Raw genomic sequence first — 24,714 nt, forward strand, 5'->3', positions numbered from 1 at the left:
GGGGTCGTGATCAGCGAGGCGGCAGCGGCTGCGGTGCGCTCGGGCCGACGTAGCGGGCGGCCGGGCGGATGATCCGGCCGCCCTCGGCCTGCTCCAGGATGTTGGCGGTCCAGCCGATCACCCTGCTGACGGCGAAGGTCGGGGTGAACAGCGAGCGCGGAATCCCGCACAACTCCATCACCACGCCCGCGTAGAACTCCACGTTGGCGTACAGCTCTCGTCCTGGTTTCACCTCTGCCAGGATCTCGACGACCCGACGTTCCACCGTCGTAGCGAACTCCACCAACGGCCCGCCCAACTCGCGTGCCTTCTCCCGCAGCAGTACGGCCCTCGGGTCCTCGGTGCGATAGACGGGATGGCCGAAGCCCATGATGCGATCGCCCGCCAGCACCTTCGCGCGCACCCAGTCGTCGATGCGGTCGGGGGTGCCGATCTCGTCGACGGAGTCCAGCGCCCGGTCCGGGGCGCCGCCGTGCAGTGGCCCGGTGAACGCCCCGATCGCGGCGGTCACCGCCGACGCGACATCGGCTCCGGTCGAGGCCACGACCCTGGCGGTGAAGGTGGAGGCGTTGAAGCCGTGGTCGATGGTCGCGATCAGATAGGTCTCCACGGCTCGGACGTGCGCGGGAGCGGGGTCGGAGATCCCGAGCATCGCGAGCCAGTTCGCGGCGGTCGACAGCTCCGCGCGGGGCTCGATCGGCTCCAGACAGGCGCGGAGTCGGTACAACGCGGCGAGGATCGTCGGGGTCACCGCGCACACCAGCAGCGCGTCGGCCCGCCGTCGATCCGGGGCGGCGTCCCACAGCGCGGGCAGTCCATGGGCCGCGCCCAAGGCGGACAGGGCCGTCCGCAGGCCCGACATCGGATCGGCGGCGGCGCCGAGCGCCGCGATCGAGGGCAGCAGTGTGCGCAGCTGGTCGGGCAGCACTCGCAGCGGGGCGATCTCCGCGACGAAGCTCGTCAGCTCCGCCGCACTGGGGAGACGTCCTTCAAGGAGCAGGAACCACGTCTCCTCGAAGGAGCAGGACGCGGCCAGGTCGATCGCCGAGTACTGCCGGTAGTGGTAGAAGCCCTCTCTCCCGCGAACGTCGCCGATCTCGGTCGTCGTGACGACGACGTCACGCAGACCCGGCGGAACCTCGATCGATCCGTCCACCGTGACAGACATGGTGCACCTCCTTGATTGCCTGCACTGTCGACTTTGCGGTCATGTATTGTCAATATTGATACAGTCAACATTCACGGGAGGATCGCAGGTCATGGCCGACTCCACTGCCGTCGAGGGTGATTCGCGTTACTTGACCACCTCCGAGGTGGCGCATCGCCTGGACGTCAAGGAGGCGACGGTCTACGCCTACGTCAGCAGAGGTCTGCTCCGCAGCGTGCGGGCCAGAGGCGGCCGGGGGAGCGTGTTCCGGCAGGACGAGGTCGAAGGCCTTGCCGAGCGGCGCCGGGACGGCAGGCAGGCCTCGGGAGCGGTCGAGCGGATTCGCACCGAACTGACCCTGATCGCCGACGACGAGCTGTACTTCCGGGGCCATCGCGCGGTCGACCTCGCCACGACCACCACGGTCGAGTCTGTCGCGCATCTGCTCTGGACCGGCGACCTCGCCGACCGTCCGCCGTTTCCCGCGCCCGCCGATCTCGTCGAGTCGGCCGAGGCCGCCATCGCGGTGCTGCCCAGGACCGCGCGACTGACGGATCGGCTGCGAGTCGCCGTCGTCGCGCTGGGCGCACTGGACCCGCTGCGGTTCGCGCTGAGCCCGGAGTCGGTGATCCGCGCGGGGGAGACGCTGCTCGGCGTCCTGGCCGCAGCGCACGCGCCGGACGCCCCGCAGGGCGACACGGTCGCGCTGCGCGTGTGGCCGGTCCTGACCTCGCGGCCGGTGCGCCCCCGACTGCTCACGGCGGTCCTGATCCTGCTGGCCGATCATGATCTCGCGGTGTCCACCGTGGCCGCACGGGTCGCGGCGAACACGCGGGCCAATCCGTACGCCGTGGTCTCCGCCGGGCTCGGCGCGCTCGACGGGCCCCGCCATGGAGCCGCGAGCAGCCTCGCCTACCGCTTCCTCGGCGAGGCGCTGTCCGATCCGGTCGACGCGTTGTCGGACCGGCTGCGCACCTCCGGCACGGTGCCGGGCTTCGGCCATCGGGTCTACCAGCGGCGCGATCCGCGAGCCGAGCTCCTGATCGCCCTGCTGCGCGAGTCGGGCGAGGCCGAACCGGCCCTGCGAGCACTGGACACCGTCACGGACCGACTGCGCGGTCAGAACCCGTCGGCCTTTCCGAACATCGACCTCGCGCTCGCGGCGATGATGCACGCCTACGACATGCGCCCCGACGCGGGTGAGGCCGTCTTCGCCGTCTCCAGGGTCGTCGGCTGGCTCGCCCATGCGATCGAGGAGTACCGGGAGCCTTCCCTGCGGTTCCGGCCGGTCGGCGTCTACACCGGAGCCCGGCCGATTCGCTGACGGCCGACGCGGGGTCTGCGCGAGCCGGGGCGCCCGCCTGGCGGCCCGCGTGCCGATCGGCGTCCCGGCGTCGCGGCCTGTCGTGTCGGCGGAGCTGCGCCGACACGACAGGCCTCAGCGTGATCGAAACTGTCAGTGCCGACGGTTAGCGTGCCCGGCCATGCCCCTTCGCCTGGAACCCGTCACGCCGGACAACGTTCGGGATGCCTGCGCACTCACCGTCGAACCGGATCAGGAAGCGGTCGTCGCACCGGTCGCGGTCTCGCTGGCCGAGGCCTACACCCAGCCTCAGTCCGCCTGGCCACGCCTGGTCTACGACGACCAGGATCTGGTCGGCTTCGTGATGGCGGGCTTCGACCCGGAGAACCCGGTCGACCTGTTCCGGTGCGGGATCTGGCGACTCAACATCGCGGCGGGTCATCAGGGCAGGGGCTATGGACGATTCGCTGTCGAGGAGCTCTGCGCGGAGGCGCGTCGCCGGGGACAGCGGCGCGTCACCGTCATGTGGGAGGTGCACCCGGCGGGACCCGAGGGCTTCTACCGTCGCATCGGCTTCACCCCGACGGGACAGATCTTCCACGGCGAGGTCGTCGGCGAGCGGCTCCTGGACTGACGGCAGTCGGCCGTTGTGGGCCTGCGCCGGGCGGTGGCGGTGGCGTGCGCGTGCGTGGGCCCGCACTTGACCTCGTCGCCTTCGAGGCGTCGTCCGCCCGCCTGGCGCAGACCGGCGGCGAAGCCCGATCAGGGCGTGTGCCTGCGCCCGCCTCGACGTCGTCCGCGTTCCCGGGCGGCGGTGTCGGGCCGCAGGCGGGGCAGGGCATTCGGCCGCCGGGAGAGAAGACGGCCCCGATCTGCACGGCTCGCCGTGGCCGGTCGGCGACCGACCGCGGCACATCGCTGCCGAGATCAGCTGATCCGGCCGAGGCGGTCGGCCGTGCGGGTGGTCTCCGGCAGTCGATGACACGGCGTGAGCCGCAGCACCAGCGCACACGCCGCCTCGATGTCGCTGCGGTGGCCGACCGAGACGAAGACCGGCTTCACGTTCGGCCTCGTGCGCAGGGTCCGGCCGACCACCTCGCCGTCCAGTAGCAGCGGCGTCCACTCGCCGCGAGCACTCCCGGGCGGGTCGTACGGTCCGAGCGAGTTCTTGCCGACCCCGATGCTCGGCAGATCGGTCAGCACGCCCAGATGGCAGGCCAGCCCGAATCGACGCGGATGGGCGAGTCCCTGGCCGTCGCACACCAGGACGTCCGGCAGCACCTTCACCTGTTCCAGCGCCCGCAGCAGCGCGGGCGCCTCGCGGAAGGCGAATAGCCCCGGCACGTAGGGGAACGACGTCGTGGCGCGCACCACGACGCTGTCGAGCACGGCCAGCGTCGCCACGTCGAGCACCGTCACGGCGGCGACCAGCGTCCCGTCGTCGCCGACGTAGGCGACGTCGAGGCCCGCTGCGGTCTTCGGCGGGCGGACGGGCGCTTCCAGCCGGACCAGCGGCCGTAGGCGTTCCTGCACGGCGAGCGCCTCGACCTCGGTCGTCGGCCATGGATGAAGATCACGAACCTGGATCACGCGGAGAATGCTAGGCGGGTGCGCCCCGGTGAACGGTGCTCGCGGGCGGCTGCGCTGCCTGCCGGCGACTCCTCCTGGCGGCTCGGCCGAGGTGGACGGACCCGCAGGCCCGGCCGGACACCGCCCCCTGGCGACACTCCGCCCGAGACCGATTCTGCCCGGCACCGAGCGTGCCGCGACCGCTGCTCGCGGTCAGAGAGCCGGACCGGTCCCGTGGTCAGGTCCTTTGGTGCTCCCGGTCCGTTCGCGCGGGGCGGCCCGCAGTCCTCCCCGGTCACCTCGTCGTGCGCCCCGCTGCCCTTCAGAGCCGCTAGCCTTCGGCCCCGCAGTCCTTCAGTCCCGCAGTCCTTCAGTGACTCATGTCCTTCAGCGCCTCGGCGCGGGCCGCCCTGGCGGCGAAGATCTCCTCGCGTCGCTCGGCCATCTCGCGCAGCGCCGCCTTACGGTCGCGCGCGGAGAGCCGGTCGATGTAGAGCCTGCCGTTGAGGTGATCGGTCTCGTGCTGGAGACAGCGGGCGAAGAAGTCGGTCCCCTCCAGCGTGAGCGGTTCGCCGTGCATGTCCTGGCCGTGCACCACGGCGCGGTCGGGGCGTGCCACCGTCATGAACGGGCCGGGCACCGACAGGCAGCCCTCCATGCCGTCCGCCAGCCTGCGTTCCGGGGCGGGGATGTCCTCGACCACCGGATTGGCGATGTGGCCCACGTGCCGGACTCCGCTGGTGTCCGGGATGTCGTACACGAACAGCCGCAGGTCGACGCCGACCTGGTTCGCCGCCAGGCCGACGCCCTCGGCGACGTACATGGTCGCGAACATGTCGTCGATCAGGCGGGTCAGTTCCGGCGTGCCGAAGTCGACGACGTCCTGGCACGGACGATGCAGGACCTCCTCGCCGACGACCGTCACCCGCAGCACCGAGCCCCGCTCGGCCTCGGGAGCCCGACGAGGGAAGGCGCCGTCGACCGGCTTGCCCAGTACACGTACTCGGCGATCGACGAAGCGGGGACGATCCGAACCCACTGTCATGGGGCACGACACCTCTCTGCGGTGCGGCCCGGCGTGCTGCTGACGTCGTCGCGGGCCGCGAAGTTTGCCAAGTGCTTTGCAAAGTAGCAGACTTTGCAACGTGAGCAGTGATGGTATCCCCGACTCCGACCCGGCCCCCTCGGCACACCACGACGATCTTCCGGAACACGCAGTGCGGGCGGCCCTCCTCGACCTGATGAAGGACACCGAGACCCTGACCTCGACCGAGGCGGCCAAGGCGCTCGGCTACAGCTCAGGGCTGTGCTCCTTCCACCTGCGCAGCCTGGCCCGACACGGTTACATCGAAGAGGCCCCGCACGAGGGCGGGCGGGCGCGACCGTGGCGGCTTCTGCGGACCGAGCGGCCCGACGTCGTGCCCGCCGAGGAGGCGGGCTTCGGTGAACTGGCGCGCGGTCTGGAGGACGAGAGCCACCGGCGTTGGCTGGAACACCGCTCGGCGGCCCCGGCTCGCTGGCAGCGGGACGAGGCCTTCAGCGCCGTGGTCTATCTGACGCCGGAGGAGCTGACGGAGCTGGGCGCCGCCGTTCGGGAGCTGCTCGCGCGGTATCGCAGCCGAGACGCGCGCTCGGAGGCCCGCCCGGAGGGGGCCGCGCCGGTCGCCGCGATCACACGGCTCTTCCCGCTGATCGCGGACGCGGCGGCCGACGACGGGCGAAGGCCCGGGATCGGCTCGGGTGAGCCTGCTCCCGAGTGATCCGACACGGCGAAGTGATCCGCCGCGCGGCGATGACGCGCGGCAGGCGTCTCGACCGGAGCGCGGATCGGACCTGATCATCGGCGGATGTCGAGGTGCGCCCGCCTAACGAACGGTAGGCGCGACGGCCCTCGGACGACATCGCGTCGTCGCAGCCTGCTGGTCTCGGCTCCTGCCTGATGACTACGAGCGGCCGCCGCGCGCGGCCGATTTTCCTACCCGACGGTCGCCGCGACGGGGTCGCCTGGTGCCGGTTTCCTCGGCCCGCAACGCAGCCGGGCGTCCGAGCCGACCGATGCCGCCCCGGTGCGTCCGGAGGCGGGCCGGGGCGGACGAAAGTCGCGCCTGCGGCGATCCCGGGGCCCGGATCGAGCCGAGGGCGGGCCCGCGACCTGACCGGATCGACGGGTGTTCCGACGGCGATCCCCGCCGGAACGCGAGACGGCACACCACAACGGACCCGACTCGGCCTGCCACGGGTGCGGTGCGGCTTCGCCGACGGCGCGCCGTCCGCCCTGACCCGGCGACACCGATGGCCTGCCGGTGCGAGCAGATCAGTGCAGCCCCAGCGCTCGCGCGTCGAGGCCCAGGGTCGCGTGCAGTCCGGTCACCCCGGCGGCGGTCAGTCGGACCGCGCGACCCGGCTGGACCCGGCGGATCCAGTCCTGTTCCAGCAGCCGTGCACACAGGGCTGCCCCGACGGCGCCCGCAAGGTGGGAGCGGCGCTCGGTCCAGTCCAGGCACGCCCGCACCACGGGGCGGCGTCCGGCCCGCAGCACCTGCTCGGACAGGCACATCGTGTCGACCAGCCAGCCCCACCCCGCAGCGGTGAGGGCGAGGCCTGCCGTCGTGTCGAGCAGCCCGCCGCCGAGCATCGCATCGGTGATCGAGACGCCGAGCGTCCCTGCGAGATGGTCGTAGCAGGTCCTGGCGCGAGCGGTCGCGACAGCGGCGTTGACCGCCCGCAGTCCGCTCGGCCGCTCGGGCAGCGGACCGAGCCAGGAGACCAGGTCTTCGAGCAGGGTGGCGGTCGCCGGGTTCGCCAGTTCGACGTAGCGGTGCCTGCCTTGGCGCCGTTCGACGAGCAGCCCGCCCGCCACCAGGCGGTTGAGGTGCTCCGTCGTGGTCGAGGCTGCGACTCCGACGTGGCCTGCCAGTTCCATCGCGGTCCACGCCCGGCCGTCCAGCAGCGCCAGACAGATGGCCGCTCGGCTGCGATCGGCGAGCAGGCCTGCCAGGTTCGCGAGTGCCTCGCCTCGATGCGCAGGAGCCATGACCCCATTCTGCGTCGTGACACTTCGGCGGCGGCCGAACCGTGTCGCCCTTAGCGTTCGCAGTCAGCGACCGGGCGAGGACGAGGCGGGCCGCGACGAGAGCAGGGCCACGCGGTGCGCAGCCGCAACGGAGCGGCCTGCGGGCACGCGGTCGACCGCCGACGAGCCGGGAGCCTCGACGGTGCTCGATCCGGGACGAGGCCTCGCCGCTGGTCCGCATGTCGAGCTGCGACCCGACGCCGATCCGGCGCGCGGGGACACGACCACGGGAGACGACGATGAAGCGGACCGAGGCGTCACGGGTGTTCCACGCCCTGCATCACGGGACCGTGCCCCTGCTGCTGCCCAACGCCTGGGATCATTCCTCGGGGGCGGCGTTGGTCGCCGCCGGGTTCGCCGCCGTCGGCACCACCAGCCTCGGCGTCGCCGCCTCGGTCGGGCTGCCCGACGGCCGAGGAGTCTCGCTCACCGCGACCACGGCGCTGGCCCGGCTGCTGGTGGAGCTGCCGGTGCCGGTCACCGTCGACATCGAGGCAGGTCTGCACGACGATCCGACGGCGGTCGCGCAGTGGGCTGCCGAGCTCGCCGCTCTCGGCATCGCGGGCGTCAACGTCGAGGACGGCCGCCCGGACGGGCTCGCCGACGTCGACAGTCAGTGCGAGCTGATCGCCGAGATCGCCGCACGCGCGCCCGCGCTGTTCCTCAACGCCCGGGTCGACACGCACTGGCTGGTCGCCGAGCCCCCGTCGGTGCAGGCCGCGCTGGTGAGGGCTCGACGGTATGCGGCGGCGGGGGCCGACGGGGTCTTCGTGCCGGGGATCACCGAGCCCGCCGACGTCGCGGTCCTCGTCGAAGCGCTCCCGGTGCCACTCAACGTACTGTTCCAGCCCGGTGGGCTGGGCGTCGACCGCCTCGCCGAGCTGGGTGTGCGGCGGATCAGTACCGGGTCGCTGCTCTTTCGGACCGCCGTGGCCGCGGCCGTCGACACGGCGGTGGCGCTCCGGGAAGGCGCTCCGATCGCCTCGGCGGCCTACTCGTATGCGGAGATCACCCGTTTCGCGGAGCACCGGGCCTGAGCGCGGCGATGATGGACGCCGTGCTGCCCGGTGCGTCCGGTCCCGACGGGATGGTGTCGGTCGGGCGCCGCGTGGTGTCGTCGTCCGGTGTTTCGTCGGGACCGTCGCAGGCGGGCGCCGACGGGAGGTGTCGCGGCGGCCCGGTGAGACCGGAGCGTCGGGGCGCAGCCTTCTGCGGTCGCGGGCTGTGCCAGGCGGCGGGTCGGCGTCGGCCGTACCCCGGCTCGGCGGCCTCGGCTCGACTGCCGCGCGGCTCGGTTGCCGATCGAGGCCGAGCGGGACTTGACCTGAAGTAATATTGAGGTTCTATCGTCGATCTCCAGTGCGGCACCGGCCCGCGCGGAGATCGAAGGGATCGTCATGACGCACGCACCGCCGTCGGCGGGCGCACGAGAGTGGCTCGGCCTCGCCGTGCTGGCTCTGCCCACGCTGCTCATCGCGATGGACATGACCGTGCTGCACCTCGCGGTGCCCGCGTTGACCGCCGACCTGGCTCCCAGCGGAGCCCAGTTGCTGTGGATCCTCGACGTCTACGGCTTCCTCGTCGCGGGCCTGCTGGTCACGATGGGCGCCCTCGGCGACCGCATCGGACGGCGGCGGCTGCTGCTCATCGGCGCCACCGCCTTCGCCACGGCCTCGATCCTGGCCGCGTTCTCCACCAGCGCCGAGATGCTCATCGTGACCAGGGCACTGCTCGGTGTCGCGGGCGCGACGCTGATGCCCTCGACACTGTCGTTGATTCGCGTCATGTTCGAGGACGCGGCGCAGCGGCGGGTGGCCATCGGGGTGTGGATGACCTGCTTCATGGTGGGCACGGCCATCGGCCCACTGGCGGGCGGCGTGCTGTTGAACAGCTTCTGGTGGGGCTCGGTGTTCCTGCTCGGCGTCCCGGTGATGGTGCTGCTGCTCGCGGTCGGGCCGTTCCTGCTGCCGGAGCAGCGCGACCCCGGCACGGGGCGGATCGACCTGATCAGCGCGGCGTTGTCGCTGGTCGCGATCCTGCTCGCGGTCGGAGGCCTGAAGGCGCTCGCGGAGGACGGTCTCGGCTGGCCGCAGGGCGTCGCGGCGGCCGCAGGGGTGGCCTTGGCGATCGTCTTCCTGCGGCGGCAGCGTGGCCTGGCCGATCCGCTGCTGGACGCGGAGCTGTTCCGCATCCCCGCCTTCTCAGTCTCGGTGGCCGCGCAGCTGTTGGCGATCTTCGCGATGTCGGGCGTCCAGCTCCTCGGCGCACAGTATCTCCAGCTCGTGCTCGGGCTCTCTCCGTTGCAGGCGGGGCTGTGGACGATCCCGTCCGTGATCGCCTCGACGGCGGGGACGCTGCTGGTCCCGGTGATCACCCGACATGCCCGGCCCGCGCCGGTCATGGCGACGGGGCTGGTCCTGGCCGGAATCGGCGCCATCGTCCTGACGGGCATCGACACGGCGGGGCTGTCGACCCTGGTCCTCGCCTTCGTGCTGATCGGGCTCGGCCTCGGGCCGACGATGACGCTGGCCACCGATCAGATCATCGGTGCGGCGCCGGCTCGGCGCGTCGGCGCCGCCTCGGCGATCTCGGAGACCAGCGGCGAGCTCGGTGCCGCCTTGGGCATCGCCATGCTCGGCAGCCTCGGCAGCGTCGTCTACCGGTCCGCGATGGTCGACAGCCTGCCCGCAGGCCTGCCCGCCTCGGTGGCGGAGCCGGCGCGGGAGACGCTCGGCGGAGCGGTGGCCTCGGCTGGTCGGCTGCCTGCGGAGCAGGCGGCCGCGCTGCTGGAGGCGGCCCGGCCTGCCTTCGTCGACGGGATGCGGCTGGTCGCGATGACCAGCAGCGTGATCGCCATCGGGTTGGCCGTGCTGGTCGCGGTGCTGCTCGGCCGCGCCGACACCGCGGCGGCCGGGCAGTCGCACACCGCTGAGAAGGAGCCGGACCCGGTGTGACGCGGCTCCGGCGCCACTAGCGGTCGCCCGGCCAGGACCGGGTCGTCGATCGTCACGGGCCGGTCGAACGGTGACCGGGTGTCGGCGCGATAGGCGATCCTTCAGGTCCACCACCGTCCCGCCACCGGGGCGAACCGCCGACACGGCGGCCGTCGCCGACCACGAACCCGAACTGATCAGGAGCCCTCCATGAGCATGGAGTCCACGGCGTGGAACTCGCTCTACAGCGTGACCAGAGCCGATCACCGTGACCGCAGACCCTTCTCCGCCGCCACGATGCGCCGCATCGGCGGCTTCGCCAAGCGGCATCGCAGCCGCCTCATCCAGTTCCTGGTGCTCAGCATCGTGACGGCGGTGCTCACCGTCGCGACACCGGTGCTCGCAGGCCGGGTCGTCGACGCGATCGTGCAGAGCGCGCCGGTCGACGTCGTCGTGTGGCTGGCGGTGCTCATCGCGGGCATCGCCGTCGCCGAGGCAGGTCTGCGGCTCGTCGTCCGCTGGCTGTCGGCGGGCATCGGCGAGGGACTGATCCTCGATCTGCGCACCAGCGTCTTCGATCACGTCCAGCGGATGCCGGTCGCCTTCTTCACCCGGACCAGGACCGGAGCGCTGGTCAGCAGGCTGAACAACGACGTCATCGGCGCGCAGCGGGCCTTCAGCGACACCCTCTCCGGCGTCGTCGGCAACCTGGTGACCCTGGTGCTGACCTTAGTGCTGATGCTCGGCATCTCCTGGCAGATCACCCTGCTCTCGCTGGTGCTGCTCCCGGTGTTCGTCGTGCCCGCCCGCCGGATGGGTGCCAGACTCGCGCGGCTCCAGCGGGAGGCCGCAAGCCACAACTCGGCGATGAGCACCCAGATGACCGAACGGTTCTCCGCGCCGGGCGCGACCCTGGTGAAGCTCTTCGGCAGGCCTGCGGACGAGTCCCGCGAGTTCGCCGACCGGGCCGCCAGAGTCCGGGACATCGGCGTCCGGCGGGCGATGGTGCAGTCGGTGTTCGTCACCGCGCTCACCCTTGTCTCGGCGCTGGCGCTCGCCCTGGTCTACGGCCTGGGCGGCTACCTGGCGCTGAACGGCGGCCTGGACGCGGGGGCCGTCGTCACCCTCGCCATGCTGCTCACCCGGCTCTACGCCCCGTTGACCGCGTTGGCGGGCGCCCGCGTGGAGGTGATGAGCGCCCTGGTGAGCTTCGAGCGGGTCTTCGAGGTGCTCGACCTGAAGCCGCTGATCGCCGAGAAGCCTGACGCGCTACCCGCGCCGGAAGGGCCCGTGTCGGTGGAGTTCGATCACGTGAGCTTCGCCTACCCCTCGGCGGACAAGGTGTCGCTGGCCTCGCTGGAGGAGGTCGCCGCGCTCGACTCCCGAGGCGGTGTCCAGGTCCTGCACGACGTGTCCTTCCGGGTCGAACCCGGACAGATGGTCGCCCTGGTGGGGTCCTCCGGCGCGGGCAAGTCCACGATCGCCTCGCTGCTGCCTCGCCTGTACGACGTGGACGAGGGCGCGGTCCGGCTGGCGGGCATCGACGTCCGAGACCTCACGGCCGCCGGACTCCGCCAGACCCTGGGGCTCGTCACTCAGGACGGGCACCTCTTCCATGAGTCGATCCGAGCGAACCTGTTGCTGGCCCGACCCGAGGCGGAGGAGGCCGAACTGTGGGAGATGCTCCGTCGGGCGCGCCTCGACGACCTGGTCGCGACGCTGCCGGACGGACTGGACACGATCGTCGGCGAACGCGGCTACCGGCTCTCCGGCGGCGAACGCCAGCGGCTGACCATCGCCCGACTCCTGCTGGCCAGGCCCAAGGTCGTCATCCTTGACGAGGCCACCGCACACCTGGACTCCACGTCGGAGGCGGCCGTGCAGGAGGCACTGGCCGAGGCGCTGGCGGGCCGGACGTCCGTGGTGATCGCCCACCGGCTCTCCACGGTCCGCGCCGCCGACCTCATCCTGGTGATCGAGGACGGCCGGGTGGTGGAGCGCGGTACCCACACCGAGCTGCTCGCGGCGGGCGGGCGGTACGAGGAGCTGCACCGCACCCAGTTCGACCAGTCCGATGACGAGCAGGCCGAGCAACCGGGGCAGACCGGGCTGCCCGACGCGGCCCAGCCCATCGGCTGACCGGCGGATCACCGGCCGGATCGGCGCCGTCCACCGAGGACAGGCGCCGTCCGGCGCTGGTGAGCGGCGCCGTCTCCAGCGGGCCCGGCCCGTCGGGTCGGCGGGGCTCCGATGAGCCGCCCGCCCGGCCCATGGTCGTGTGGGGCGGGGCTCGGCTCCGGTCTGCGGTGTCCCGGAACCCCGCCGGTCGCGAAAAGTGTGATCACGACCACTCTCGGCCGCATCCGGTCAGAGTGGTGGTCGTCACGTCGTGCACTTCCTACTGTCACCAAACAGGACCCGGCACGACACAGGACGACCGCTGACGTCCTGGCGATCACGCTCACCGAGGGAGATCACACATGGTCAACCGGAGATCGGTACTGCACGGCATGGGCGGCACGCTCGCCGCCCCGCTCGCTGCTCGGGTGCTGGCGGCAGAGGCAGACGCCCGCAGCGCCGCGACCGGGGACGGCGCCGCCGAGGGCGCGGGAGCCGAGGCGTCCGCCGGAGCGGAGCGCATCGACCGGCAGGCGCTGGTCGCGCGCCACGACATCCGCAGGACCGACGACGACCCCGACCTTCCGGTGCAGGTCGGCAACGGCCGGTTCGCCTTCGGCGCCGACATCACCGGGCTCCAGACCTTCGCGCCGTTCGCCACCATGGCCGACTGGGGCTGGCACTCCGACGCCCTGCCGCCCGGAAAGCAGATCGAGGACTATCGCGGCACCGTCTGGGACACCTACGGCCGGGACGTCTACTACTGGACCGGCGACGAGGACGAGCCCGAACTGCACCACTGGTTACGGGAGAACCCGCACCGCATCAACCTCGGCCGCATCGGCCTGACCCTGACCAGGGCCGACGGGACGGCGGCGGTCCTCACCGACCTCACCGAGACCCACCAGCACCTGGAGCTGTGGACGGGACGGCTCCACAGTCGGTTCGTCTTCGACGGCCATTCCGTCGAGGTCGAGACCAGCTGCGATCCCGAGACCGACGCGGTGGCGCTGCGGGTCACCTCGCCGCTGATCCGGCTCGGCAGGCTCGCGGTCTTCCTCGACTTCCCCTACGCCACGGCGGCGGGCCAGGACAAGTTCTCGGCCCCCTACGTGGGCTTCTGGGACCGTCCCGGCGACCACACGACCGAGGTGAGCCGCCGAGGATCACGCCGTGCCGTTCTCACCCATCGCCTGGACGAGACCGTCTACGAGGTCGGCGTCGCCTGGCGCGGCCCCGCCCGCCTGACCAGGGACGAACAGCGGGTCCACCGATATCACCTCACGGGCGGTCGATCGGCGACGCTGGTGGCGACCGTCTGTTCGAACCCGAACTGTCCTCGACCCCGCCGTCGGTCGACGCGGTGGAGCGCGCGAGCGCCCACTGGTGGCCGAGATTCTGGCGGTCCGGCGGCGCCGTGGACCTCTCCGGCTCGGCCGACGAACGGTGGCCGGAGCTGGAACGCCGCATCGTGCTCAGCCAGTACCACCTCGCGGTCAACGAGGCGGGCAGCGAGCCGCCCCAGGAGTCGGGGCTGGTCAACAACGGCTGGTACGGGAAGTTCCACACCGAGATGTACTGGTGGCACGCCACGCACTACGCCCTGTGGAATCGATGGCCGCTGCTCGACCGCAGCACCGACATCTATCGACGTCTGCTCCCGTCGGCTCGCGACCGGGCCGCCGAGCAGGGCTTCCTCGGCGCGCGCTGGCCGAAGATGACCACCGCGCAGGGGCGGGAGTCACCCAACATCCCCACGGCCCTGCTGCTCTGGCACGTGCCGCACGTGATGTTTCTGGCGGAGTTGGACTACCAGGCGCATCCCCGGCGCCGCACCCTGCTCAAATGGGAGGAGGTCCTGTTCGCCACCGCCGACTTCATGGCCTCCTTCGCCCACCAGGAGTCCGAGGGCGGCCGCTACGTCCTCGGCCCGCCGGTGATGACCGCCAACGAGCGCAACGACTCCGCCACCACGTCCAACCCGGCCTTCGAACTCTCCTACTGGCGGTTCGGGCTGCGCGTGGCCCTGCAGTGGCGGGAGCGGCTCGGCCTCGACCGCGATCCGCGCTGGGAGGCGGTGCTGGCCGACCTGGCGCCGTTGCCGGTGCAGGACGGCCTGTACGTGCTGTACGAGGGCGTCGAGGACATGTGGACGGTGCACAACACCAACCATCCCGACCCGATCGCGCCCTACGGCATGCTGCCCGGCGACGGTGTCGACGTCGAGATCATGCGCGCCACCGCAGCTCAGGTGTACAAGACCTGGCCGGTGGAGAACCTCTACAGCTGGGACTTCCCGCTGCTGGCGATGAACGCCGCACGACTGGGCGATGCCGAACGCGCGGTGGACTTCCTGCTGCACGAGCGGTTCGGGTTCACCGAGACCGGCCTGCCCGCCAGCGGCAAGTCCGGGGTGCCCTCGCCCTACTTCCCCGGCGCGGGCGGGCTGCTCTATGCCGTCGCGATGATGTGCGCGGGCTGGGGCGACGGGCCGACGGGCGAGACGCCCGGCTTCCCCGACGACGGTCGGTGGACGGTGCGCTGGGAGGGGCTCGCCCCGGCCCTCTGACCGCTCCTCGACCCGGAGTCGTCGCGCGGAACGCCCGCGCTCCTGCTCGGCTCCGGCGACCTCTCGGCTCGGCCGGGCTTGGCGAGCGGAATCCAGGACAGGAGACTCGAATGGGTGTGCGACGACGTTCCCCGGCACACCGGGGACGGACGGCGGCGGCGATCCTCGCGGCGGCCGGACTGCTCGCCGCGTGCGGTGGCGGTGTGGTGCGGACGACGGCCAGGTAGAGCTTCGGTTCACCTGGTGGGGTGACGATGACCGCGCGCGGATCACCGAGGAGGCGATCGCGTTGTTCGAGGAGCGGAATCCGAACATCACGGTCAACACCTCGTATGCGGCGTTCTCGGGGTACTTCGAGCGGTTGGCGACCGAGGTCGCGGGCAACAACGCGCCGGACGTGATCCAGATGGACTACGCGTATCTGCGGGAGTACGGGGATCGGGGCGTCCTTGCCGATCTCCACGAGTTCGACGAGGATCAGCTGGGCACCGAGGGCATCACGCCGTTGCTGGCGCGTTCCGGTGAGATCGACGGCAGGATGTACGCGCTGCCGATGGCGCAGAACACCCATGCGTGGGCGTATGACGAACAGGCCTGGACGGAGTCCGGGGTGCCGCTGCCCGAGGCGGGCTGGACGTGGGAGGACCTGCTGAGCAGCAGCCAGGCCCTGACCGAGTCCACCGACGGCGAGCGCTACGGGACCACCGACTTCGGCTGGTCCTGGGAGACCTTCCAGGTCTGGCTCCGCCAACAGGACAAAGACCTCTACACCGACGCAGGCGAGATCGGGTTCGACGCTGCGGACCTGCGGACCTATCTCGAACTGCTCGACGAATTCCGTACGACCGAGGCGGCCACCCCCGCCGAGGTCACGGCCCAGATCGACGGCGCCATCACCAATTCTCCGCTGGCGATGGAGGGCGCGTACTCCGAATTCGCCTGGGACTCGGCGACGACCACCTTCTTCTCCGTCCTGCCCTCGGGCATCGCGCTCGCCCCCATGCCCAGAACCGAGGGCAGCGAGCGGATCGGCCAGTTCGCCAAGCCCGGCACCCTGATCAGCATCGCGGCAGGCAGCGAGCATCCCGAGGAGTCGGCCGCCCTGGTCGACTTCCTGCTCAACGACGTCGACGCGGGCCTCATCCTCGGCACCTCGAGAGGCATGCCCGTCAACGACGACGTCCGCGAAGCCGTCGGCGCCGAACTCGAAGGACCCGACCAACTCGTCTACGACTATGAGGAAGCCCTCGCCGACGAACTGGAAGAACCCCCGTCCGCACCACCGCCGGGCAACAGCGCACTCAAACGAGAATGGCAGCGACTCAACTCGGTGATCGGATTCGGACAACTGTCCATCGACGAAGCGGTCGAGCAGTTCATGGAACGGGCCGAGCAGGAGATCTGACGGGCAGGGCAGGCCGGCGGGCGCGCCGGTCCCGCTCGGCCTGCCCTGCCTTCCCGGCGTGTCGCGCGGAAGGCAGGTGCCTGCTGGACCGCACGCGGCGCCTCCGAGGTCCGGCTAACCCAACGTCAGATCGCCGACGCCGAACCCGCCGAGGGTGACGTTGCGGTCGACGCCGCCGGGGATGCCCGCCACGCTGCCCCGGTCGGTGTGCTGATGCAGTGCGAGCCTCGGATGCGACCAGCCGGGGTTGCCGGGATCGCCGTTGAACCTGGCGAGCCACAAGAACACGTCTTCGTCGGCCCAGTCGTCCGGCCGCAGCACGTTCTGGTACCAGTCGAGGCTGGAGTACACCAGGATCGGCCGGACGTCGGTCGCCTTGCGGAACTCGGCGATGAAGTCACGGGTGACCGCGTCCGCGTCGTCGCGCAGCTCGGCGGCCTCCATGTCGAGCATCGGCAGCAACGAACCCGATTCCAGCAGTCCGTTCTCCTGGAGATGGTGGACGAAATGGGCCACCTGACCCGCGACTTCGCCCGGCCGGGCGAAGTGGTATCCGCCGGTGGCGATCCCGGCGTCGCGCGCGCCGGGGATGTTCTTCGCCGCCTGCGAGTCGACGTGTCCGGTCGCCTCGGTGACCTTGTGCGAACAGAAGACGATGCCGTCGCCGTGTACGGCATTCCAGTCGTCGACTGCATTCCAATGGGAGATGTCTATCCCGTGGTCGGCCATGGCCGGGCCTCTCAATCCTGGTGACGAACATGTACGGCGGCACTCCGGCACGAAGGCTCCGGGGCGCGGACGTGCTCGGCCGTCCGCGCGGCGGGGCGAGATCAAGGCGAGTCGGACCGCGAACCACGCCGAAGCGCGACAAGGCAGGGCCGCGACGGACCGGTGCACTTCTCGTATGCGGCGCACCTGGTCGCCGCCGTCGCCGTTGTCGCCTACCTTCAGATCTCGAATCCGACCACCGGGCCGGAATGTCACTGATTGCAACGATTGTGTAACTGTGGAGCAAAGTCAACGGCGTGCCTCGGAATTGACCCGAGAGTGGCGGCGTGCGGCTGCGGTGGTTACGGCGCGTATTTTTCCGGTGCGGAATCGACGGCATTCTCGACTGCTTCGCCGACAATCAAGGCATCGCCGGTTCGGGTGACGCACCGAGTGCGGGGTGACCGTGGCACTCGTCCACTGGGCATTGCAGACCCTCGGCACACCGCGTGCCCGTCATGAGCAAGCCTCGGCGGCCGCCCGGTCGAGCGCCGAACCTGCCGGGGCAGGTGCGGCGACCTTCGGGCACCGGCGATCGCTCTGCTGCTCCTCGCACCGTGATGTCGTTGGCCGCTCGGGCCGGGGCATGTCCGCCGGTCGACGTGGGTGCAGGGGTGGTCCGTCCCCGTCGAGGGTGATCGGACGGCGTCGTCGAGCCGGCGTCCCCGCTCGGGCCGAGGTGTGGACTCGACGTCGATTCATGCCGTGGTCCGACGGATTCACCGACCCCGTCGTGTCGTGCCGTCTCGTTCGGGCCTTCGTCGGACCCGCAGGCCGTCCGGCGGCATCCTCGATTCACGTCGGCGCGGCTGAATTCCCGTTCCCCGCCGTATGCTGCGGAATTCGCATGCGCTGATGGCAATTCCTGAATCGGAGCGGGCTCCGGCGACGCACCGCCGATGTCGCCGACCACGCCCTCTTCGGTGATCAGTCGGTGTCATACCGTAGCGAGGCGCTCGTCGAGAAGTAGATTCCTCGACCAACCATCGACGCCAGTGCGCGAGGCAGACAGATTGGGACGTCGCAGCAGGTCATGCCGACCACGGCCCATCGCACCCGGTGACATTCGGGCCGCCCTGGGACGACGACGTGTATTCGTGAGCCATGAACCCGAGTCGATATCGCGGGTTCTGCATATGACACACGAATATGACCTATGGCACCGTGTCGAGGACAGAAAGGCGGAGCAGCCGTGAGGATGGGTTCCGATTCGGACGGGAATGAGGCGACATGGTGCTGACCACCGGCACGTCGTCCGCCGCCGCCCGGCAGACGGACACAGGGACTGCGATCGACGACGCGGCGGAGCCCTCCGGCGGGGCGGCCCCGGACGAGACGAGCCCGCAGTCGGCATCGTCGCTCTCGGAGGTCCCCGGCGATCTGCGCATGGCAGGCCTGTTGTGGCCGGTGCTGGTGGCCTCGGCCGTCAGTCTGCTGCCCTTCACCGTGTTCAGCACCTATCTGGTGGCCATCGCGGCGCACTCCGACAGCAGCGTTGCGGCCATGGGCGGGCTGCGGGGGCTCGGCGGGCTGGCCTCGCTGGTGGTCGGCGCACTGCTCGCACCCTTGATCGACCGGATTCCTCGGGACCTCGCGGCGGCGGGAGCCCTCGGGCTGCTGGGGCTGTCGGCGGCGCTGGGCGCGGTCGGTCACTTCCTCGCGCTGGCGGCCTTCTGCTTCCTCATCGGGGCGGCGACCTCCGTGTTGAGTCCCGCGCTGGCCACGGCGGCGGCCGATCGGTTCGCCGCCGATGCGGCCTCCGGGCGGGCCGCGACGCTGGTGACCGCCACCCAGTCGCTGGCCGCGATGCTCGCCGCGCCGCTGGTGGTCGCACCGGGGCTGCTCTGGGGCTGGCAGGGCAATCTGCTGGCCGTCGCCGTGATCTCGCTGCTGCTGGCCTGCCTGTTCCTGGTGCGGTCGCGCCGCAGCAGGCAGCCTGTCGAGGTCCGGGCGCGACTCGGCTACCTCGCCTCCTTCCGTGCGCTGGCCGCCATCCCCGGTGCCGTGCCGCTGCTGCTGATCGCAGCCCTGCGCACGGCGGCCTTCATGGGCTACCTGGCCTATCTCGCGCCGTTCTACGCCGAGCGGTTCGCGCTGGAGCCGGGCCCGTTCGCGTTCGTCTGGACCCTCAGCGGTGCCGCGTTCTTCGTGGGGAACCTCTTCACCGGTCGACTGGCGAACCGGATCGGTTCCCGACTTGCTGCCGAACGGCTGCTCGCGGGCGGACTGCTGATCGCGTTCCTGGCCATGGCCGGCTTCTACCTGACGCGGTCGCTGCCTGCGGCTCTCCTGCTGACCGGGCTGCTCGGAGCAGCGCACGCCGTCGTCGCCGCGTGCGTGGTCAGTCTCCTGGTCCGCCGCTGTCCGGCCCTGCGCGGCACGGCCCTCACGATCAACGCGGCAGGCATGAGCCTGGGCGTCTTCGTCGGTGCCGCCCTCGGCGGTGCCGGCCTCGGACTGGCGGGCTATCCGGGCGTCGGCGTGGTGCTGGGCGGCCTGACGCTGATCGCCTTCGTGATCAGCCTGCGGGTGCGGTCGGCGGAACCGGCGTCCTCCTCCCGATGACACTCGCACCCGTCGTCGGGGCGTGAACCCAGGGCGGAGTCCGGAGATCGGCGCTGCGTGACGGCCTCCGGACCGCCCAGGCTCACTCGAATCGCCTGCTCATCGGCGGCTCGCACTCACCCGACGTGGGTCCACGGCGACTGGTAGCGCTCGGTCAGCTCGCGGACCTCGGCGGGCTCCAGGGTCCGGGGCGGCCGGGCGCCCAACGCCAGCAGCAGGCGTGCGGTCTCCTCGATCTCGATCGCCATCGCGACCGCGCGGTCCATGCTCGCCCCGCCGACGACCGGCCCGTGGTTCTGCAGCAGCACGGCACGGAACGGGAACGTCAGCGACTCGATGCCCAGCGCCTGGTCCTGATCGCCCGGTGCGGCATAGGGGATCAGTGGCAGCTGGCCGACGTTCATCACGAAGTAGGGCGTGATCGGCGGCATCGCACTGTGCTGCGACCAGGCGGGCAGACACGAGTAGGCGGCGGCGTGCGTCGAGTGCAGGTGCACCACGGCCCGCACCTCGGGATCGCGACGGTAGAGGGCCTGGTGCAGCGGGAACTCCTTGGACGCCTTCGGACCCGCCACATGCGCCCGGTCCGCCGGGCTGCCCAGGTCCAGCACGGACAGCTCGTCGACCGACAACGCGCCGAGGGAGACCCCGGTGGGGCTCATGTGAATCCGGTCGTCCTCCCGGATGCTGAGGTTGCCGGAGGTGCCGGGGCTGAGCCCGAGTGCGTCCAGCCGTCGACCGGCGTCGACGAGGGCGTGGCGGTGGTCGGTCACGCGAGTCGCTCCCAGCTTGAGGTGAAGATGTCCTCGTCACCGAAGTTCCCGGACTTCAGCGCGAGATTGACGACGGCGCCCGCGCGGGTGGTGCCCGCCGCCCACGAGACGCCGGGGGAGAGGGGCGCGCCGAGTCGGAGGCGGGTGACCTCCAACGCGGTGAGCACCGTCCCGGAGGTCTCGCCGCCCGCGACGACCAGCCTGCCCATGCCGTGCTCGGCGAAGAGCGTGGCGCAGCGGCCCAGCGCACGTTCGACCAGTACGGAGGCGGGCTCTCCGCCGTCGGATGGCGGTGGTTCGACGTCGGCGAGCGAGTCGACCGCGTAGACGAGCACGGGCCGCAGGGCGTCCTCGGCCCAGCGGGCGCGGGCCCACTCGACGACGGCGGCGACCTCGGCGTCCAGGTCGGCCCGCAGCGCGCTCAAGTTGAGCTTCCACCAGGGCAGTCGATCTCTGGCGTGGGCCACTTGGGCGCGCGTCGCGGCCGAGGCGCTGCCCGCGAGGACGGCGCGGTGGCCGTCGACGACCGGGATCAGCGCGGCCTGCCGGGCGGGCTCGCCCGCGCGATCCGCCTGCGCCAGGCCCAGCGCCAGACCGGAGCCGCCGGTGATCAACGGCAGGTCACGAGTGGCCTCGGCGATGGTGCGGAGGTCGTCGTCGTCGATCGCGTCGACCACCACCAGCGGCCTCCCGGCGGCGAACTCCGCATCGAGGGCGGCCCGCAGGGCGGCCGGTCCGCGCCGGACCACCTGGTGGAACACCTCGCCGACGGCGTGTCGGGTCTGCGGTTCGAGGAGCAGTCGCACGCGGGACTCGGTCATCGGCGTCAGCGGGTGGTGTCGCATGGAGCTGTCGTCGAGCAGTTCGGACCCGACGAACAGTCGCCCCTGGTAGACGGTCCGCTCGGTGTCGGGGAAGGCGGGCACGATGACCGTGCCCGGCGCGTCGAGGTCGGCGAGCAGTGCGTCGACGACGGGGCCGATGTTGCCCTGCGGCGTGGAGTCGAAGGTCGAGCAGTACTTGTCGTAGATCCGTTCGCAGCCGAGTTCGCGCAGGGCTCGCAGCGCCGCCCTCGCGGTGGTCACGGCCTCGGTGACCTCGGCGGTGCGGGTCTTCACCGCGATCACCACGGCGTCGACGTCGGCGGGCAGGTCCTCACCCGACGGGACGCCCAACGTCACCACCGTGCGCAGGCCGCGCGCGACGAGGTTGGTGGCGAGGTCGGTCGCGCCGGTGAAGTCGTCGGCAATGCCGCCCAGCACGGGCATACGACCTCCTTGGTCTGTCGTGAACGGGGCGGATCGTGGCGTCACCCGCAACCCACCGCCCGGATGTGAAGAAATGATACATAGGTTGACTTGGCTGTGAATCCAAGGTTAGTTTGCGTCCGTTGTTGCGTCGTGGCAGCAGTCTCACGGGTCTGTGTACGCCGCGAAGGTCCACTCCCACTCGGGTCACGGCGACCGGGCAAGCACAGGAGAACCCATGAATCACGAGCTGCTGTTCGCGTCGGCGGTCGAGAAGACCGTCACCTTCGCCCTCACGGGTGCCAAGGGCGGCTTCGCCCGCACGCTGCTGGCCCAGTCCCGCGTGATGCCGGGACTCACGCCGTCAGTGCTGTGCGACCTGGACGTGCCGGGGCTGCGTGCGCTGTGCCTGGAACTCGGGTTCGTCGAGGCGGACCTCGTCGTCGCCGAGGACCCCGCCGAGGTCGGCGCCGCCGTGGCACGTGGTGCGGTGGCCCTGGTCGACGACGTCGCACTGCTGACGGCCGCCCGTTACGACATCCTCGTGGAGGCCACCGGGAACCCCGCCATCGGTCATGCCGCCGCCAGGGCGGCCCTGACCGACGGCCGACACGTCGCCATGGTCAGCAAAGAGGTCGACTCGGTGGCAGGCGTCGCACTGGCGGCCCTCGCCGAGCGCAACGGCCTCGTTTACACCACCGCCGACGGCGACCAGCCCGCCAACCTCATCGGCCTGCACAGCTGGGCGCGGGTGCTCGGTCTGGAGATCGTCGCCGTCGGGAAGTCCGGGGAGTACGACCTCGTCTTCGATCCCGCCACCGGGAGCGTCACACAGCTGGACGAGACCGTCGCCGCCCCGGCCCTCGGCGAGCTGCTCAGCCTGGGCGACGACGTCCCCGCCACCCTGGCCGCCAGGGCTGAGGCGGTGGCCGCGCTCCAGCGCAGCGCCACCGCCGACCACTGCGAGATGTCGGTGGTGGCCAACAGCACCGGCTGCGTCCCCGACGTGGAGGCGCTGCACTACCCGGTGGTCCGCACCGCCGAGTTGGCCGACGTCTACGCGCTGCGTGAGGACGGCGGCATCCTGCATCGGTCAGGAGTCGTCGACGTCTTCAGCGCACTGCGGCTGCCCGGCGAGGCCAGCTTCGCGGGCGGCGTGTTCGCGGTCGTCCGGACGCACGACCCGGTCACCTGGGCCACCCTGGCCCAGAAGGGTCACGTTCTCAGCAGGAACGGGCGTTATGCGTGCGTCTACCTGCCCTATCACCTGATGGGCGTCGAGACGCCCATCACCCTCCTCTCGGCGGTATTGCACGGCCGTCCCTCCGGCGGCGCCGCCCCCCGGCAGCACGCCGTGCTCGCGGGCCGGGCGCGGCAGCCGCTGGCCGCAGGCACCGTCCTGACCATGGGGGGGCACCACCACGACGTCGACGGCGTCGCCGCCGTGCTCCTGTCGGGCGACCAGGCCCCGGCGGACACCGCACCCCTCTACCTCGCGGCGGGGGCGACCCTCTCCCGTGACGTCGCCGAGGGCGAACTGATCACCCTCGACGACCTGACCGGTCACGACGAGGACCTCCTCGCGGCCTGGCACGACGGACTGGCCGTCAGCGGCCGCTGATCATGACGACGACAGCGGACCGAGGACCGCGGCGCAGCCCGCGTCTGCTTACCGCCCGGAGCGCGACCCGCCCTCCCATCGTGATCGAGGGCGAGCGCCAGGCCTCGGCCGCGCCCACCGCGCAGGCCGGGACCATCGCCCGGCCGACTCCACCACCGTGCATCTCCGTCGAGCCGATCCCCCGCACAGCGGCAGCGGATCACCGACACACTCGAAAGGCGACCCATGTCCGACGTCTACACGCTGGTGGCGTTCGGCACCGCGATTCTCGTTCTGGTGCTGTTGATCGCCCGCTTCAAGGTCCATCCGGTGCCGACGCTGTTCATCATCGTCACGGCGCTGGGTCTGGCGCTGGGCATGGGCGGGCTCGGCACCATCGAGATCATCACCGAGGGCTTCGGCTCGACGCTGGCCAGCGTCGGCCTGCTGGTGATCTTCGGCTGTGTGCTCGGCAAGATGCTCGAACTCGGCGGCGCCGCGCTGCGCATCACCGAGGAGGCCGAGCGGCTGCTCCCCGGTAAGAAGCTGCCCTGGGGCATCGCGCTGGCCTCGATGGTCATCGGAATCCCGTTGATCGCAGATACCGTCGTTCTCATGCTCATCCCGATCGTCTCGGTGATGGCGCACAGAACCGGCATCTCGATGATGAAGCTCGGCCCGATCCTCTACATCGGCGCCTACGTTTTCACCTCCACGATGCCGCCCGGTCCCGGCCCGCTCGCCGCGACCTCGCTGCTCGGCGTCGAGATCGGCCAGGCGTTGCTGTGGGGCTTCGTCGTCGGCTTCCCCGGCATCCTCGTCGCCACCTTCTACCTGCTGCGCACGAAGACCCACGTGGACCCCAAGCCGGAGTATGTCGACGATCTGGACCTCGGCGCCGCGGGATCGGGCGGCTCCGGCGGGGGCGTCGACACGAAGCCGAAGACCAGCCTGACGCTGTCGCTGATCCCCGTCCTGTTCCCGATCTCGATCATCATTTTGGCGTCGTTCCTGGTGCCGGTGCTGGGCGAGGAGTCGACCGGCGGGCAGGTCCTCGGCTTCCTGGGCGAGCCCGTCGTCGCGCTGTTCCTGGGCTGTATCTCCGCGCTGCCGCTGTTCGGCCGTCGCTGGCACAGCAAGGAGGTGCTCTCCGACGTCTTCGAGCAGGGCCTCAAGCTCGCGGCCATGCCGATCGCGGTGACCGGCGTCGGCGGGGCGCTGGCCCAGATCATCCGGGCCACCGGCGTCGCCGAGAGCATCGCGGGCGGGATCGAGACGGTGGGGATCTCGCCGATCTTCGTGCCGTTCCTCGTCGCGGCGGCGGTCTGCACGATCACCGGCTCCAACATTCTCGGCGTCATGACGGCGGCGGCGATCATGCAGCCGCTGATCGAGAGCCTCGGCCTGTCGCCGTTGGCGGTCTACCTGGCCTGCGCCACCGGGGCGCAGATCATGAAGCACGCCAATTCCTCCGGATTCTGGGTCACCACCACGCTGTCGAACATGACGGTGGGACAGGGCATCAAGTCGATCGGTGTCGCCTCGCTGCTCTCGGGGATCACCGGATTCATCGTGCTGAACGTCCTGCTGGCTCTGGGAGCGGTCTGACGGTCCCTGTACCGTCAGGCACGCGAGGGAGGTCTC

General features: G+C 71.1%; 19 protein-coding genes. 12 read left to right on the top strand and 7 right to left on the bottom strand.

Annotated elements, in window-relative coordinates:
• Positions 1–10: 10 nt before the first annotated feature.
• Positions 11–1,168 carry a citrate synthase gene (locus UA75_RS14315; RefSeq protein ID WP_075740662.1) on the bottom strand — a complete coding sequence of 386 codons (1,158 nt, stop codon included), beginning with the start codon at positions 1,166–1,168 and terminating at the stop codon, positions 11–13.
• Positions 1,169–1,259: 91 nt separating this feature from the next.
• Here UA75_RS14315 and UA75_RS14320 point away from each other — a divergent pair, with 91 nt between their 5' ends.
• On the top strand, positions 1,260–2,471 hold the full coding sequence (locus UA75_RS14320) for a citrate/2-methylcitrate synthase (protein ID WP_075740663.1): 1,212 nt from the start codon (positions 1,260–1,262) through the stop codon (positions 2,469–2,471).
• A gap of 160 nt (positions 2,472–2,631) precedes the next feature.
• Positions 2,632–3,084: a GNAT family N-acetyltransferase gene (locus UA75_RS14325; protein ID WP_075740664.1), complete on the top strand. Its 453-nt coding sequence runs from the start codon at positions 2,632–2,634 to the stop codon at positions 3,082–3,084.
• Positions 3,085–3,377: 293 nt separating this feature from the next.
• On the opposite strand, the gene UA75_RS14330 is transcribed toward UA75_RS14325, so the two are convergent.
• Together UA75_RS14330 and def are read right to left on the bottom strand one after the other, a co-directional pair.
• A complete protein-coding gene (locus UA75_RS14330) occupies positions 3,378–4,037 on the bottom strand; it encodes an endonuclease V (RefSeq protein WP_198043109.1) in 660 nt (219 codons plus the stop codon).
• A 352-nt stretch (positions 4,038–4,389) separates the two neighbouring features.
• Complete coding sequence (def, locus tag UA75_RS14335) at positions 4,390–5,064, bottom strand: peptide deformylase (RefSeq protein WP_075740666.1); 675 nt, start codon at positions 5,062–5,064, stop codon at positions 4,390–4,392.
• Between the two features lie 100 nt (positions 5,065–5,164).
• Here def and UA75_RS14340 point away from each other — a divergent pair, with 100 nt between their 5' ends.
• Positions 5,165–5,779: a winged helix-turn-helix domain-containing protein gene (locus UA75_RS14340; protein WP_075740667.1), complete on the top strand. Its 615-nt coding sequence runs from the start codon at positions 5,165–5,167 to the stop codon at positions 5,777–5,779.
• A 554-nt stretch (positions 5,780–6,333) separates the two neighbouring features.
• Here the strand turns inward: UA75_RS14340 and UA75_RS14345 are convergent.
• Positions 6,334–7,053, bottom strand: a complete 720-nt coding sequence (locus tag UA75_RS14345) for an ArsR/SmtB family transcription factor (RefSeq protein ID WP_075740668.1) — start codon at positions 7,051–7,053, stop codon at positions 6,334–6,336.
• 278 nt (positions 7,054–7,331) lie between these two features.
• Here UA75_RS14345 and UA75_RS14350 point away from each other — a divergent pair, with 278 nt between their 5' ends.
• The 6 genes from UA75_RS14350 (at position 7,332) to UA75_RS14370 (ending at position 16,117) form a co-directional block, all read left to right on the top strand.
• Positions 7,332–8,129: an isocitrate lyase/PEP mutase family protein gene (locus UA75_RS14350; RefSeq protein WP_075740669.1), complete on the top strand. Its 798-nt coding sequence runs from the start codon at positions 7,332–7,334 to the stop codon at positions 8,127–8,129.
• Positions 8,130–8,489: 360 nt separating this feature from the next.
• Positions 8,490–10,046: an MFS transporter gene (locus UA75_RS14355; protein WP_075740670.1), complete on the top strand. Its 1,557-nt coding sequence runs from the start codon at positions 8,490–8,492 to the stop codon at positions 10,044–10,046.
• 189 nt (positions 10,047–10,235) lie between these two features.
• Complete coding sequence (locus UA75_RS14360; RefSeq protein ID WP_075740671.1) at positions 10,236–12,164, top strand: ABC transporter ATP-binding protein; 1,929 nt, start codon at positions 10,236–10,238, stop codon at positions 12,162–12,164.
• Positions 12,165–12,505: 341 nt separating this feature from the next.
• On the top strand, positions 12,506–13,864 hold the full coding sequence (locus tag UA75_RS33845) for a hypothetical protein (protein WP_198044260.1): 1,359 nt from the start codon (positions 12,506–12,508) through the stop codon (positions 13,862–13,864).
• Positions 13,861–14,712, top strand: coding sequence for a hypothetical protein (locus UA75_RS33850; RefSeq protein ID WP_198044261.1), 852 nt, complete (start codon positions 13,861–13,863; stop codon positions 14,710–14,712). The genes UA75_RS33845 and UA75_RS33850 overlap by 4 nt, the downstream gene beginning before the upstream one ends.
• A gap of 190 nt (positions 14,713–14,902) precedes the next feature.
• Positions 14,903–16,117, top strand: a complete 1,215-nt coding sequence (locus UA75_RS14370) for an ABC transporter substrate-binding protein (protein WP_232237757.1) — start codon at positions 14,903–14,905, stop codon at positions 16,115–16,117.
• Between the two features lie 114 nt (positions 16,118–16,231).
• Here the strand turns inward: UA75_RS14370 and UA75_RS14375 are convergent, their stop codons facing one another.
• Complete coding sequence (locus UA75_RS14375; protein WP_075740672.1) at positions 16,232–16,846, bottom strand: glycoside hydrolase family 25 protein; 615 nt, start codon at positions 16,844–16,846, stop codon at positions 16,232–16,234.
• A gap of 1,269 nt (positions 16,847–18,115) precedes the next feature.
• Between UA75_RS14375 and UA75_RS14380 the strand changes: the two genes are divergently transcribed.
• Positions 18,116–19,450 (top strand): MFS transporter, encoded by a 1,335-nt coding sequence (locus UA75_RS14380; protein WP_232251205.1) that lies wholly within the window; start codon positions 18,116–18,118, stop codon positions 19,448–19,450.
• Positions 19,451–19,566: 116 nt separating this feature from the next.
• On the opposite strand, the gene UA75_RS14385 is transcribed toward UA75_RS14380, so the two are convergent.
• Together UA75_RS14385 and otnK are read right to left on the bottom strand one after the other, a co-directional pair.
• A complete protein-coding gene (locus tag UA75_RS14385) occupies positions 19,567–20,223 on the bottom strand; it encodes a class II aldolase/adducin family protein (protein WP_075740673.1) in 657 nt (218 codons plus the stop codon).
• Positions 20,220–21,491 (bottom strand): 3-oxo-tetronate kinase, encoded by a 1,272-nt coding sequence (otnK, locus tag UA75_RS14390; RefSeq protein WP_075740674.1) that lies wholly within the window; start codon positions 21,489–21,491, stop codon positions 20,220–20,222. The genes UA75_RS14385 and otnK overlap by 4 nt, the downstream gene beginning before the upstream one ends.
• A 217-nt stretch (positions 21,492–21,708) precedes the next feature.
• On the opposite strand from otnK, the gene UA75_RS14395 reads away from it, so the two are divergent.
• Together UA75_RS14395 and UA75_RS14400 are read left to right on the top strand one after the other, a co-directional pair.
• Positions 21,709–23,091 carry a homoserine dehydrogenase gene (locus UA75_RS14395; RefSeq protein ID WP_075740675.1) on the top strand — a complete coding sequence of 461 codons (1,383 nt, stop codon included), beginning with the start codon at positions 21,709–21,711 and terminating at the stop codon, positions 23,089–23,091.
• Positions 23,092–23,316: 225 nt separating this feature from the next.
• On the top strand, positions 23,317–24,678 hold the full coding sequence (locus UA75_RS14400) for a GntP family permease (RefSeq protein WP_075740676.1): 1,362 nt from the start codon (positions 23,317–23,319) through the stop codon (positions 24,676–24,678).
• Positions 24,679–24,714 lie beyond the last annotated feature (36 nt).

It is taken from the genome of Actinoalloteichus sp. GBA129-24, assembly GCF_001941645.1.
In the GTDB taxonomy this organism is placed as follows: domain Bacteria; phylum Actinomycetota; class Actinomycetes; order Mycobacteriales; family Pseudonocardiaceae; genus Actinoalloteichus_A; species Actinoalloteichus_A fjordicus.